The sequence below is a fragment of the Allobosea sp. GW821-FHT03A12 genome (assembly GCF_058986765.1).
On record NZ_JBYSVZ010000012.1, the window covers coordinates 51,551 to 63,953 of the forward strand.

Consider the following 12,403-nt stretch of genomic DNA (forward strand, 5'->3'; position numbering starts at 1 on the left):
TAGGCATCGGACCGAAATGTGGATTCCACTTTCCGGAAGAATCCGATGCAGCAACAATGTGGTCGATCATCGTAACCGCGTCCGTTCGGACGCGCGACGATCTACGAGGGGAGGTGGCTCAGCCGAACAGGCGCAGCACGCCCTGGTCGGCCTGGTTGGCGAGCGAGAGGGCGGTCTGCGAGAGCTGCTGGCGCGTGTTGAGCGCGAGCAGGCTGGCGCCTTCCTCGTTCGGATCGGCCAGGACGAGATTGCCCGCGCCGGTGGTCAGCACGTTGGCGAGCTCCTTGGTGAAGTCCTGCCGGGCCTGGGCGACCGAGAGGTTCGAGCCGAGGGTCGAGGCCAGCGACTTCAGCGAGGTCAGCGAGCTGGTCAGTGCGGCGGTCGCCTTGTCCAGGTCGGCGTCGTTCTGGAAGTTGATGAAGCCGGCGAGCTGCGTGTTGATGGCGCGCGGGATGCCGAGATTGTCGGCCGTGATGTTCGAGCCCTGGATGTCGAGCTTGGTCTGGTTGCGGCCGGTCTTCTCGTTGAAGACGATCGAGAGACGGTCACCCGAGAGCAGGTTGATGCCGTTGTAGCTCGAGTCCTTGGCGAGATCGTCGATCTTGTTTCGCAGGTCGTTGAACTGATCGATCAGGTTCGAACGCACCGCCGAGGTGATGCTCTGTCCCTTGATGGCGGTCGCCGCGACGGCGTCGCCGGCAACGAAGCCGACAGCCGCGTTTGCACCACCGGCAGCCGCGTCGGCGATGGCGCTGCCCGCGCCGGCGGGAGCGTTGGTGGTGCCAGAGCCGATGCCGAATTGCAGGTCATCCGAGCCGCTGCCCTTGACGTTGAGCTGGCCCTTCTCGTCGACGAAGGCGGTGGCGATGCCCGACTTGTTGATCTCGTTGACGAGGTCGCGCATCGTCGCATTCGCCGAGGAGAACGCTGCCGTGTAGGTGTTCGAGCCGGCGGTGATCGAGATGCCGATATAGGTATTCGTGCTGACGATGCCGAGGTCGCCGGAGCTCGTTGCCGTCGCGGGGTCGGCCGCGCCGGCCGTACCGGTGGTGCCATCGGTCAGCTTCTTGTCGAGAGCGATGTCCTTCAGGCTCTTGCTGGTGACGGCCGCTTCCGCCTGGGTGGCGAGGGCGCCGCCGGCCTTGGTCGGGCGGTTCTGGGCCGCGTCGGCCTGAGCCTGTTTCACCGTGGACTGCAGCGACTGAACCAGCTTGGTGATGCCGTCGATGCCCTTGGAGGCGGCCTGAATGGTCTGGATGCCGTTCGAGATGCCGTCGAGCAGGCCGGTGAGCTGGCTCGAACGATCGTTCAGCGAAACGGATGTGAAGTAGTTGACCGGGTTGTCGATCGCGGAGTTGACCTTGCGGCCGGTCGCCAGGCGGTTCTGGATCACGCCCTGCTGAGCCGTGGTCTGCTGAAGGGTCAGCAGGTTGTTGCGGACGCCGTTCGACAGGATGGTGTTGGCCATTTCAGGTCCCTCAGACAGCGCACTTCGGCGCTCAGCCAGCTTGCTCGGGACCGACAATCCTTTGTTAAGGCTAATATTCGGTTAATGGCGTTAACAGGCGCAAACGAAAAGCGGCGGAGCCATTGGCTCCGCCGCTCTTTTGCTTCGTCCCGCGTTCTGCGGGGTGATCCGCTTCTGCGGACCGAAGATCAGCCGAGGAGACGCAGGACGCCCTGGTCGGCCTGGTTGGCGAGGGAGAGCGCCTGCTGCGAGAGCTGCTGACGGGTCTGCAGCGCGAGCAGGGAGGCGGCTTCCTGGTTGAGGTCGGCGTTGACGAGGCTGTCGGCGCCGGTGGTCAGGACGTTCGCCATATCCTTGGTGAAGTCCTGGCGGGTCTGGACGACCGAGAGGTTGGCGCCGAAGGTCGACGAGAGCGACTTCAGCGAGGTCAGCGCGCCGGTCAGAGACTTGGTGGCGGCTTCCAGATCCGAGTCGTTCTGGAAGTTGACGGAGCCGGCGAGCTGGGTGTTACCAGCCTTGACGAGACCGAGGTTGTCGGAGGTCAGCTGGGTGCCCTGAACGTCGAGCTTGGTCTGGTTCTTGCCGGTCTTCTCGTTGAAGACGACCGACAGACGGTCACCGCCGAGCAGGTTGATGCCGTTGAAGCCGGCATCCTTGGCGAGATCGTCGATCTTGTTGCGCAGATCGTTGTACTGGTCGATCAGGTTCGAGCGCACCGCCGAGGTGACGGTCGGGCCCTTGATCGCGGTCGCTGCGACGGCGTCGCCGGCAACGAAGCCGACAGCGGCGTTGGCATTACCGCCCTGAGCGTCGACGATGGCGCTGCCCACGCCGGTGGCAGCACCGGTCGTGCCGACGCCGACACCGAATTCGAGATCCTCGGAGCCGGTGCCCTTGACGTTGAGCTGGCCCTTCTCGTCGACGAAGGCGGTGGCGATGCCCGACTTGTTGATCTCGTTGACGAGATCACGGACCGTGGCGTTCGCCGAGGAGAACGACGCCTCATAAGTGGTGGAGCCCGCCGTCAGCGAAATGCCGATGAAGGTGTTTGTGTCGATGATGCCGAGGTCGCCCGAGCTTGTCGCGGTCGCAGCGTCCGCAACCGCGTCCGCACCGACCAGCTTCTTGTCGAGAGCGATGTCCTTCAGGCTCTTGCTGGTGGCGGCGACTTCGGTCTGGGTGGCGCGCGCCGTGCCGGCCTTGGTCGGGCGGTTCTGAGCCGCGTCGGCCTGGGCCTGCTTCACCGTCGACTGCAGCGAGCTGACGAGCTTGGTGATGCCGTCGATGCCCTTGGAGGCAGCCTGGATGGTCTGGATGCCGTTCGAGATGCCGTCGAGCAGGCCGGTGAGCTGGCCCGAGCGATCATTCAGCGAAGCGGCGGTGAAGAAGTTGACCGGGCTGTCGATCGCGCTGTTGACCTTCTTGCCGGTGGCAAGACGGTTCTGGATCTGCGCGGACTGGGCGGCGGTCGACTGCAGCGTCGAGAGATTGTTGCGGACGCCGGCAGAGAGCGAAACGGCCATGATTTGATACCTTCCTGGTATGGTGCCTTCTGGCATCACGACCATTCTGGCCGCGACCGAGAGACCATGCGTCCGATCTCGTAACGAGCGGTAAATCCGAGGCGGCGAATTGCTCGGAAAATCAGGCGACGTCCCGCCATGGTTAATGGATGCAGAACGGCGCGCGGTCCTGAGCCGGACTCTCCGCAAACGAAAAGCGGCGGAGCCATTGGCTCCGCCGCTCTTTTGCTTCGTCCCGCGTTCTGCGGGGTGATCCGCTTCTGCGGACCGAAGATCAGCCGAGGAGACGCAGGACGCCCTGGTCGGCCTGGTTGGCGAGGGAGAGCGCCTGCTGCGAGAGCTGCTGACGGGTCTGCAGCGCGAGCAGGGAGGCGGCTTCCTGGTTGAGGTCGGCGTTGACGAGGTTGTCGGCGCCAGAGGTCAGGACGTTCGCCATATCCTTGGTGAAGTCCTGGCGGGTCTGGACGACCGAGAGGCTCGCGCCGAAGGTCGAGGAGAGCGACTTCAGCGAGGTCAAGGCGCCGGTCAGCGACTTGGTGGCGGCTTCCAGATCGGAGTCGTTCTGGAAGTTGGTGCTGCCCGCCACCTGGGTGTTGCCAGCCTGGACGATGCCGAGGTTGTCGGAGTTCAGCTGGGTGCCCTGGACGTCGAGCTTGGTCTGGTTCTTGCCGGTCTTCTCGTTGAAGACGACCGACAGACGGTCACCGCCGAGCAGGTTGATGCCGTTGAAGCCGGCATCCTTGGCGAGATCGTCGATCTTGTTGCGCAGGTCGTTGTACTGGTCGATCAGGTTCGAGCGCGTGGCGGACGTGATGGACTGGCCCTTGATGCCGGTGCCCGCCACGTTGTCCGTCGCCAGGAAGTTGATCTTGGCGTTGCTGTTGCCGACGCCGGCGGCGGCGGCCTGCGAGGTGGTGGCGTCAGTGCCGACGCCGAAGCCGAACTGGACTTCTTCCGAGCCGGTGCCCTTGATGTTGAGCTGGCCCTTCTCGTCGACGAAGGCGGTGGCAACGCCCGACTTGTTGATCTCGTTGACGAGATCGCGAACCGTCGTGGTGGTGGCGTCGAAGCTCGCAGTGTAGGTCGTGGAGCCCGACTTCAGGAAGACGGCAGCCGTGTTGTTGGTCGTCGTGTCGATGCCGATGTCACCGGCCGAGGTGGCAGTGGCAGCGTCGGCAGTGGCATCCGCGCCGCCGATCTTCTTGTCGAGGGCGATGTCCTTCAGGCTCTTGCTGGTGGCGGTGACTTCCGCCGCGTTCGCCAGAGCCCCGCCGGCCTTGGTCGGGCGGTTCTGAGCCGCGTCGGCCTGGGCCTGCTTGATCGTCGACTGCAGCGAACCGACGAGCTTGGTGATGCCGTCGATGCCCTTGGAGGCAGCCTGGATGGTCTGGATGCCGTTCGAGATGCCGTCGAGCAGGCCCGTGAGCTGGCTCGAGCGATCATTCAGCGAAGCGGCGGTGAAGAAGTTGACCGGGCTGTCGATCGCGCTGTTGACCTTCTTGCCGGTGGCAAGACGGTTCTGGATCTGCGCGGACTGGGCGGCGGTCGATTGCAGCGTCGAGAGGTTGTTCCGGACGCCGGCAGAGAGAGAGACGGCCATATTTCGATACCTTCCTGGTATGGTGCCTTCTGGCGTCGAGACCGTTCTGGCCGCGACCGAGGGAGGATGCGGCCGATTTCGTAACGAGGGATGAATCCGAGCCGGCGAATTGCTCGCAGTGCGGGGAGACGTTTTGGATTAGTTAACGAGTGTAAAACCGCTTTTCCTGGCGCCCATGTGCGGGTGATGCCGCCGTTCGAACGAAAAACGCCGCCGGCGGGGGCCGGCGGCGTCGAAAGGTGAGGGAGGTTGAAGAGCTTAAGCGAGCCGCTCGACTTCGTGGCTGCGGGACGCTTCGGCGTCGCGGTTGCGCTCAATGATCTCGCGCGACCAGATGCGCAGCTTCAGCAGCGTCTCGTCTGGGAGCTGCTCGACCACTTCGCCGGTGTCGCGATTGGTCTTGCGCAGGATGACGCTGCGCGTCTTCGGCTCGATGTCGAGACGCCGCTCGATCACGTCGCGCAATTCCTGCTGGCGGCGCTGCTCGTCGAAGCGGCGCTGCTGGGTCGCCTCGTCCTGCGTGCTCTGCTGGCGCTGCGCATCGGAGCGACGCTCTTCGGCCCGGGCGCGGATGTCGAGCTGGACCGGCTCGCCGGCCGCAACCGAGCGCACGGTCTTCTCCGGGGGGAGCTCGACCGGCGTCGCGCCGTTCTGGACGGAAATATCGGTGCGTATCGTCGCCTGGACGGCACCGGTCGCGAACGTCTTGGGTGTCGCGCCGAAATCCATTCTGGACTCCTCTCGCAAGGGCGGACTTCTTCCAAGCATGAGAAGATGCGGCAGAGAGTTGAATCCGCCGTTAGAGAAATTGGTAAATTGCAATGCGTTTTGCGCATTTCCCGCGCCTCGACAGCGTTAACGCCGCTTAGGTCGAGTCTCCTCGCAGATTAACCATGAAGTTGCCGGCCTGCGAGAAGCGCCTGATCTCGGCATTCCGCAATTGTCTGGACGGCTCTTCTTAGTGGAGCGGATCTTACAGACTCTTCGAGATCACCAGAGGGCCGGCATTCGGCCGGGCGAAGACTCCGGCGCCGACCGTCGCGGTTGGACCGTAGCCAGGGGCCCTGTTCTGCTTGTTGGTGTCGGTGGCGAGGTCGCGCATGATCGATTCCGAGATCGCACGGGCCGTCGCCAGCACGGTCTGGTTGAGATCGATCAGGTCCTGGAAGGCGAGATGGGCGCCCTTCAGGCGCTTGACCTTGTCCGGGGCGAAGCGGGCGAGGGCGACCGCATTGAGTTTCACCTGCTCGACGCCCTTCATATAGACGCCGGCAAGCTCGGCCTTGCGGGCCTCGCGCTCCATCGCGTCCTTGAGGCGCCCGGCTTTGACCAGCCCGGTCTCCTCGCCGACAACATGGGAGAGGGCGCTCAGCGTCTCCATGACGGTCTCGATCAGGCTCTCGGCCTCGACGGCGTTCGAGACGCGCGGGCGCTCGTCGACGACGCGCATGCGATCAAACATTGCCGGCTCCCGCCGACTTGCCGGCCGAAGCCTGGACCTGGATCAGGTCGCGCATGATCTGGTCGGAGAGGCCGACGCCGCCGGACTTCTGGATCTGCTTGGCGTATTCCTGCGTCAGCATCGAGCGCCAGACATCGCCGCCGGTGCCGTTCTCGCCGAGCGGGCCTTCGGTCCCGCTCGAGCTCATCATGGTCTGGGTGAAGTTCTCGAGGAAGACGGTCTCGAAATCATCGGCGGTCTTCTTCGCCTTGCTGTTCTGCGCGGAGCTGATCGCATCGGCGATGCCGCCGGCGAGCTTGGTGGCGGCGCCGATGGCGAGCTTGGCGGCGGGAGCGGCGAGGAGGGCACTCATTACATCACCTCGATATCGGCTTGCAGCGCGCCGGCTGCCTTGATGGCCTGCAGGATGGAGAGCAGGTCGCGCGGGCCGATGCCGAGGGCGTTCAGCCCGTCGACCAGCTCGCGCAGGGTGACGCTCTCCTTGACGAGGGCGAGCTTGTTGGTGCCCTCGGTGTCGACCTTGACGTTGCTGCGCGGCACGACGACGGTCCGGCCATTGCCGAATTCGTTGGGCTGGCTGACCTGCGGCTCCTCCGAGATCGTCACCGTCAGGTTGCCCTGGGCGACGGCGACGGTGGAGACGCGGACATCCTTGCCCATCACGATGATGCCGGAGCGCTCGTCGATGACGACGCGGGCGCCCTGGTCGGGCTCGACCCGGAGCTGCTCGATATCGGTGAGCAGGCGGATCATGTTGCCCTGGAAGCGCGGCGGGATCTGCAGCACCACGGTCGAGGGGTCGGTCGGCTCGGCCGAGTCGCCGCCGATGAAGTCGTTGATCGCTGCGGCGATGCGGCGGGCGGTGGTGAGGTCGGGATTGCGCAGCGACAGCCGCAGCGTCTTCAGCTTGTTGAGGGCGAAATCGATCTCGCGCTCGACCAGGCCGCCATTGGCGATGCGGCCGACCGTCGGGACGCCGCGGGTGATCTTGGCGGCCTCCGCCTCGGCCGAGAAGCCGGCGATCGCCACCGGCCCTTGCGAGACCGCATAGACCTCGCCATCGGCGCCGAGCAGGGGGGTCGCGAGCAGCGTGCCGCCCTGCAGCGACTTGGCATCGCCCAGCGCCGAGACGGTGACGTCGAGGCGCGTGCCCTGGACGGCGAAGGGCGGCAGGTTGGCGGTGATCATCACCGCCGCGACATTGGCGGTGCGCATGCTGGCGCCGCGGGTGTTGACGCCAAGGCGCTCCAGCATCGCCTGCAAGGACTGCTTGGTGAAGGGCGCGTTGTTGAGCGTGTCGCCGGTGCCGTTGAGGCCGACGACGATGCCGTAGCCGAGGATCTGGTTGCTGCGCACGCCCTCGACCGAGGCGAGGTCCTTGATGCGCGAGAGCGCGGTGCCCATGCCGCCGCTGCCGGCGAAGGCGGTGCGCGAGACGCCAGCCTCGGCCGCGCCGTTGCGCGTCGGAGCGTGGTTGCTGACGCCGTTGCCGCCGCGGCTCGGCGGGGCCGCCGGGGCGAGATCGGCCGCCATGGCGGCGCCGGCCAGCAGCAGCGCTGCGAGCGGCGTCAGCAAATGGCGGAGGCGGAAGAGGCGGGACATGGCACACCGGGTGACTCTGATCTCGTCAATCCGTTGCGAAGAACGTGCCAGGTGGGGAGAAAGCAAAAACGCTTTTTAATCAGCTTTTTAGAGATCGGTGACCTGATCGGGCAGGGCGCGGCGGCCGGCGCAAAGCTGCCGCCCCGGCAAATCCTGCCGGGCGATTTACCGCTCGTTAACCACGTTGCCGGCACAAGGAAGTGGGTCGGGCAGCGTTCGTGCAGCGCCTTTTCAGGCCGACCTTGCGAGAGCGTGATGATCCGCATCGACCAGCGCAGCCCGATCTCCTCGACGACGTCGACCAGCCGCAGCGGCTCGACCGGCGGATCGAGTTTCCGCCTGCCGGCGCGCGAGAGCGCGGGCGCAGCGCAGGGCGCGGCCGTCAGCCATGCCGGCTCGCTCGACGGGTTGCTCGCGGTCCAGGCCGAGGAGGACGGGCAGGAGCGCAAGCGGCGCCAGGCCCGTCGCGGCCATGATTTGCTCGACGGGCTGGATCGGCTCAAGGCTGCCCTGCTGGCCGGACGCGTGTCTCCGTCGGAACTGGAGCGATTGAAGGCGATGCTGTCGGCAAGGCGCGAGGCGACCGATGATCCGCGCCTCGACGAAGTGCTCGCCCATATCGAATTGCGCGCCGCGGTCGAGCTGGCGAAGCTCGGGCGCTGAAGCCGGCGCGACCCGCCTTCAAAAAAGCCGAAAGGCCGTCATGCATCTCCGCGTTTGCCGGGGCGTTCCAGCACGTCGGAGTTGCAGCCTATGGATATCGTCTGGATCGGCCCGCGCGCGGCCCGCTTTGTCTTGATCGCGTGGCTGGGGATACTCCCGGCTGTTTTCGCCTCCGGTTCGGCGTTGGCGCAGGGCCGGAGTGCCGAACGCTTCGGGAATGCCGGCCCGTATGAAGTCGGTTCGATCGAGAAGCCGCTGTGCTGCGACAGCAAGGGAAATTCCGTCGAGGTCTATCTGCCGCGTGCAAGGCGTGCCGGCGAAATCTTCCCGATCGTGACCTGGGGCAACGGCACCTGGGCCAAGCCGGAGAAATACGCCTTCCTGCTGCGGCATCTGGCGTCCTGGGGAATGATCGTGGTTGCGACGCGCGATTCCAGTGTCGGCACCGGTGAAACCCTGCTCGATGCGCTCGCATTGCTGGAGCGGAGCGAGCTGGCGCCGCTGACGGATCGCCGGCGCATCGCCGCGATCGGGCATTCGCAGGGCGCGTCTGGCGCCTTCAACGCGGCTGTCGCGCCGTCTTCAGGGATCGGCACCACCGTCCTGATCGACCTGCCTGGACGCCGCCTGTGCAACAGGGAGCACTGCGCTGCGATCCCGACCGGTCTGCGGGAGAAGCAGTCGATCCTGTTCCTCTCCGGCGAGAAGGATCCGCTGTCATCGCCCGAGATGATCGACGGCTATTTCAGCGAGGTGCCGGCCGGGCGCCTGCGGGCGAAGGCTGCGGTCGCCGGCGCCGACCATAACGACATCCAGGGCCAGCCGGGCTGCCAGTCCTTCGCCATTGGCTGCCGGGCTGGCATCGGCGCCTTCCTGCCCTATGTCACCGCCTGGCTGCGCTGGCAGCTCGCCGGCGACAAGGCGGCAGCGGCCGTCTTCAGCGGGAACGACGCGCCGTTCGCTGGGGATCCTCGCCTGACCGGCGCGGTGATCGACCGCTGAGGTCCAATCGCCGTTGTTTCCGGTCAACGGATGAACTGGTCGGCGTAATCCGCTCCGAGTCCGTTGGTCGCGTAATGCGCCCGGCATTTGTCGAGCCGGGTGAAGACGTCGTCATAGCCGAGGCATTTGCCGTCCGGGTCGACATAGATCATCGCGCCGTTGACCTGGAACATGGTGATCATCTCCTCGACATCGGGATCGACCACCAAAGTATGGGTCTCGCCGGGCGCCTCGTAGACGTAGGAACCCTCCGTCGCGACCCAGTCATGTTCAAGGTAGCGCCATTTGCCTTTCAGCACATAGCCGTGCACCGGCTGGGGATGGCGATGGCGCGAGAGCACGCCGGCGCGGCGCACGCGCAGCAGGTTCATCCAGTAGCCGCGCGTCACCGAGAGGCATAAGGGGCGGAACCAGACATTGTCGTCGACTGGCACCCAGACGCGCTCGTCCTCCGGAATGACATTCGGCACGATCAGTTCCGGCGGGGAATCCTTCGGCTGTGGATGCCGATAGGGGGTCCAGCGCTCCTCGGTGCTGACCTGGACGGGGACCGGGCTGACCTTGTTCATCGCTGTTTCCTCCGGTTGAGTTCTTGATTCAGCTGGCTGGGCTATCGATTCAGGAAACGCTGCCAGATCATTGATATTTCCCGGTCTTTCAGACGGCGAGATAGCCGCCGTCGACCGGCAGTATCGCGCCGGTGATGAAGCGGGCGGCATCCGAGAGCAGGAACAGGACGGCGCCGCCGACATCGCCCGGCTCGCCCCAGCGGTTCATCGGCGTGCGCGACAGGATCGGGGCGGAGCGGGCGGCATCCTCCACGAGAGGCTTGGTCAATTCGGTCGCGATCCAGCCAGGCGCTACCGCGTTGACGCGGATGCCGTCCTGCGCCCAGGCGGCGGCGAGCGACTTGGTGAGTTGGCCGACGCCGCCCTTCGAAGCGGCATAGCCCGGCGCATAGGCCGAGCCATGGAAGGTCAGCATCGAGGCGGTGTTGACGATCGCGCCCTTGGCCTGGGCGAGCTTCTCCTTCGCCGCCAGGCACATGCGCATCGAGCCGGTGAGATTGACCTCGACGGTGAGCCGGAAGGCCTCGATCTCGAATTCCTTGCCGCCGCGTTGGATCATGCCGGCGCAGTTCACCAGCGCATCGATGCGTTCGCAGCCGGCGACGATCGCGGCTACCTCAGCGTCGCTGGTGACGTCGAGCCTGGCATGGCGGATCGATGGGTGCGCCGGCGTCGCCGCGACCTCGTCCTCAGTGAGGCCGGTGGCGAGGACCTGGTAGCCGGCCTCGGCGAGGGCAAGCGCGGCGCCGGCGCCGATGCCGCGGGTGCCGCCGGTGACGAGGGCGAACGGGGAGGAGGAGCTTGTCATGGCTCCAATCTAAATCGGTTCGCAGGCTTGCCAACTGCGTTGGCGGGCGGGGCGACCTGCGTCGGCGCATGCGAGACCATCGACCGAGCCGCCATGTGTTGCCCAAAAGGCCGGCTTCCCCCTGCGGCCGGAACCCGCTAGGAAGCGCGCGGGCCGGTGGTGGCGCTCAGCTGCTGTCGGCAATCGTTCCAGACTGACCAGAGCAGGGGTCGCATCACATGAGCAAGATCAAGGTCGCCAACCCGATCGTCGACATGGACGGCGACGAGATGACCCGCATCATCTGGCAGCACATCAAGGACAAGCTGATCTTCCCCTATCTCGACCTCGAGCTCGATTATTTCGATCTCTCGGTCCAGAACCGCGACGCGACCGACGATCAGGTCACCATCGACGCCGCCAACGCGACCAAGAAGCATGGCGTCGCGGTCAAGTGCGCCACCATCACGCCGGATGAGGCGCGCGTGAAGGAATTCAACCTCAAGTCGATGTGGAAGAGCCCGAACGGCACGATCCGCAACATCCTCGGCGGCGTGATCTTCCGCGAGCCGATCATCTGCAAGAACGTGCCGCGCCTGGTTCCCGGCTGGACCCAGCCGATCGTCATCGGCCGCCATGCCTATGGCGACCAGTACCGCGCCACCGACTTCAAGTTCCCGGGCAAGGGCACGCTCTCGATCAAGTTCGTCGGCGAGGACGGCAACGTCATCGAGAAGGAGGTCTTCAAGGCTCCGGACGCGGGCGTCGCCATGGCGATGTACAACCTCGACGACTCGATCCGCGATTTCGCCCGGGCCTCGCTGAACTACGGCCTGATGCGCAAGTACCCGGTCTATCTCTCGACCAAGAACACCATCCTCAAGACCTATGACGGGCGCTTCAAGGACATCTTCCAGGAGATCTTCGACGCCGAGTTTAAGGCCGAATTCGACAAGCTCGGCATCACCTATGAGCACCGCCTGATCGACGACATGGTGGCGTCGGCGATGAAGTGGTCGGGCGGCTATGTCTGGGCCTGCAAGAACTACGATGGCGACGTGCAGTCCGACACGGTGGCGCAGGGCTTCGGCTCGCTCGGCCTGATGACCTCGGTGCTGATGACGCCGGACGGCAAGACCGTCGAGGCCGAGGCCGCGCACGGCACGGTGACCCGCCATTATCGCGAGCACCAGAAGGGCAAGGAGACCTCGACCAACTCGATCGCCTCGATCTTCGCCTGGACCCGTGGTCTCGCCCATCGCGCCAAGCTCGACAACAATGCCGAGCTCGCCAAGTTCGCGACCCTGCTGGAGAAGGTCACGGTCGACACCGTCGAAGCCGGTGACATGACCAAGGACCTGGCGCTGCTGGTCGGCCCCGACCAGAAGTTCCTCTCGACCACCGGCTTCCTCGACAAGGTCAGCGACAACCTGCGCAAGGCGATGGCCGCGTAAGCGGCCGAGCCTCGCTCGAAAATAAGAAGCCCGGCCGTTCGGCCGGGCTTTTTTGTTGTGGGGCGAGTGCCGGGCGCCTTGGATTGGTCTCTGGCGCTGGCCTGCTCCGGCTCTTCAGAACCTCATCTCGACCCTGCCCTTGAGAGCGTGGTCTCTGGAGCGTTCGCCGATCGCCGCCGAGTAGGTCAGGCCGAGTGCGGTTGCGGAGGAGATGCGCCAGTCGAGCCCAGCCTCGGCGACGAGGGCCTCGCGGTCGATCGGGGCGGCAAAGAC

General features: G+C 65.5%; 12 protein-coding genes. 3 read left to right on the plus strand and 9 right to left on the minus strand.

From position 1 onward, the window contains the following. Positions 1-118: 118 nt before the first annotated feature. The 7 genes from AC3WLC_RS30755 to AC3WLC_RS30785 all read right to left on the minus strand — a co-directional run bounded on the left by AC3WLC_RS30755 (position 119) and on the right by AC3WLC_RS30785 (position 7,586). The gene (locus AC3WLC_RS30755; protein ID WP_493687702.1) at positions 119-1,468 is read right to left on the minus strand and encodes a flagellin N-terminal helical domain-containing protein; all 1,350 of its coding nucleotides are present in this window, start codon (positions 1,466-1,468) and stop codon (positions 119-121) included. Positions 1,469-1,656: 188 nt separating this feature from the next. Then, a complete protein-coding gene (locus tag AC3WLC_RS30760; protein WP_493687703.1) occupies positions 1,657-2,991 on the minus strand; it encodes a flagellin N-terminal helical domain-containing protein in 1,335 nt (444 codons plus the stop codon). A 274-nt stretch (positions 2,992-3,265) separates the two neighbouring features. Beyond that, positions 3,266-4,591, minus strand: coding sequence for a flagellin N-terminal helical domain-containing protein (locus tag AC3WLC_RS30765; RefSeq protein ID WP_493687704.1), 1,326 nt, complete (start codon positions 4,589-4,591; stop codon positions 3,266-3,268). A 258-nt stretch (positions 4,592-4,849) separates the two neighbouring features. Further along, positions 4,850-5,320, minus strand: coding sequence for a hypothetical protein (locus AC3WLC_RS30770; protein ID WP_493687705.1), 471 nt, complete (start codon positions 5,318-5,320; stop codon positions 4,850-4,852). Between the two features lie 244 nt (positions 5,321-5,564). After that, complete coding sequence (locus tag AC3WLC_RS30775; protein WP_493687706.1) at positions 5,565-6,053, minus strand: hypothetical protein; 489 nt, start codon at positions 6,051-6,053, stop codon at positions 5,565-5,567. Continuing rightward, on the minus strand, positions 6,046-6,405 hold the full coding sequence (locus AC3WLC_RS30780; RefSeq protein ID WP_493687707.1) for a rod-binding protein: 360 nt from the start codon (positions 6,403-6,405) through the stop codon (positions 6,046-6,048). The genes AC3WLC_RS30775 and AC3WLC_RS30780 overlap by 8 nt, the downstream gene beginning before the upstream one ends. Further along, a complete protein-coding gene (locus tag AC3WLC_RS30785; RefSeq protein ID WP_493687712.1) occupies positions 6,405-7,586 on the minus strand; it encodes a flagellar basal body P-ring protein FlgI in 1,182 nt (393 codons plus the stop codon). Before AC3WLC_RS30785 ends, AC3WLC_RS30780 begins: the two co-directional genes overlap by 1 nt. A 42-nt stretch (positions 7,587-7,628) precedes the next feature. On the opposite strand from AC3WLC_RS30785, the gene AC3WLC_RS30790 reads away from it, so the two are divergent. Beyond that, positions 7,629-8,318 (plus strand): flagellar assembly protein FliX, encoded by a 690-nt coding sequence (locus AC3WLC_RS30790; protein ID WP_493687708.1) that lies wholly within the window; start codon positions 7,629-7,631, stop codon positions 8,316-8,318. 90 nt (positions 8,319-8,408) lie between these two features. Continuing rightward, entirely contained in the window at positions 8,409-9,320 is a 912-nt protein-coding gene (locus AC3WLC_RS30795; RefSeq protein WP_493687709.1) for an alpha/beta hydrolase, read from the plus strand. Between the two features lie 23 nt (positions 9,321-9,343). Here AC3WLC_RS30795 and AC3WLC_RS30800 read toward each other — a convergent pair whose 3' ends face one another. Both AC3WLC_RS30800 and AC3WLC_RS30805 read right to left on the minus strand, forming a co-directional pair. Next, on the minus strand, positions 9,344-9,889 hold the full coding sequence (locus AC3WLC_RS30800) for a 2,4'-dihydroxyacetophenone dioxygenase family protein (protein WP_326877448.1): 546 nt from the start codon (positions 9,887-9,889) through the stop codon (positions 9,344-9,346). A gap of 88 nt (positions 9,890-9,977) precedes the next feature. Then, the gene (locus AC3WLC_RS30805; RefSeq protein WP_493687710.1) at positions 9,978-10,697 is read right to left on the minus strand and encodes an SDR family NAD(P)-dependent oxidoreductase; all 720 of its coding nucleotides are present in this window, start codon (positions 10,695-10,697) and stop codon (positions 9,978-9,980) included. 218 nt (positions 10,698-10,915) lie between these two features. Between AC3WLC_RS30805 and AC3WLC_RS30810 the strand changes: the two genes are divergently transcribed. Beyond that, positions 10,916-12,130 (plus strand): NADP-dependent isocitrate dehydrogenase, encoded by a 1,215-nt coding sequence (locus AC3WLC_RS30810; protein WP_493687711.1) that lies wholly within the window; start codon positions 10,916-10,918, stop codon positions 12,128-12,130. The last annotated feature ends 273 nt before the right edge of the window (positions 12,131-12,403 follow it).

What these genes read in the sequence shown, in the direction of transcription:
- AC3WLC_RS30755 (WP_493687702.1), bottom strand. Translation starts at nt 1,468, where the DNA reads ATGGCCAACACCATCCTGTCGAACGGCGTCCGCAACAACCTGCTGACC.
- AC3WLC_RS30760 (WP_493687703.1), bottom strand. Translation starts at nt 2,991, where the DNA reads ATGGCCGTTTCGCTCTCTGCCGGCGTCCGCAACAATCTCTCGACGCTG.
- AC3WLC_RS30765 (WP_493687704.1), bottom strand. Translation starts at nt 4,591, where the DNA reads ATGGCCGTCTCTCTCTCTGCCGGCGTCCGGAACAACCTCTCGACGCTG.
- AC3WLC_RS30770 (WP_493687705.1), bottom strand. Translation starts at nt 5,320, where the DNA reads ATGGATTTCGGCGCGACACCCAAGACGTTCGCGACCGGTGCCGTCCAG.
- AC3WLC_RS30775 (WP_493687706.1), bottom strand. Translation starts at nt 6,053, where the DNA reads ATGTTTGATCGCATGCGCGTCGTCGACGAGCGCCCGCGCGTCTCGAAC.
- AC3WLC_RS30780 (WP_493687707.1), bottom strand. Translation starts at nt 6,405, where the DNA reads ATGAGTGCCCTCCTCGCCGCTCCCGCCGCCAAGCTCGCCATCGGCGCC.
- AC3WLC_RS30785 (WP_493687712.1), bottom strand. Translation starts at nt 7,586, where the DNA reads ATGGCGGCCGATCTCGCCCCGGCGGCCCCGCCGAGCCGCGGCGGCAAC.
- AC3WLC_RS30790 (WP_493687708.1), top strand. Translation starts at nt 7,629, where the DNA reads ATGGCGGAGGCGGAAGAGGCGGGACATGGCACACCGGGTGACTCTGAT.
- AC3WLC_RS30795 (WP_493687709.1), top strand. Translation starts at nt 8,409, where the DNA reads ATGGATATCGTCTGGATCGGCCCGCGCGCGGCCCGCTTTGTCTTGATC.
- AC3WLC_RS30800 (WP_326877448.1), bottom strand. Translation starts at nt 9,889, where the DNA reads ATGAACAAGGTCAGCCCGGTCCCCGTCCAGGTCAGCACCGAGGAGCGC.
- AC3WLC_RS30805 (WP_493687710.1), bottom strand. Translation starts at nt 10,697, where the DNA reads ATGACAAGCTCCTCCTCCCCGTTCGCCCTCGTCACCGGCGGCACCCGC.
- AC3WLC_RS30810 (WP_493687711.1), top strand. Translation starts at nt 10,916, where the DNA reads ATGAGCAAGATCAAGGTCGCCAACCCGATCGTCGACATGGACGGCGAC.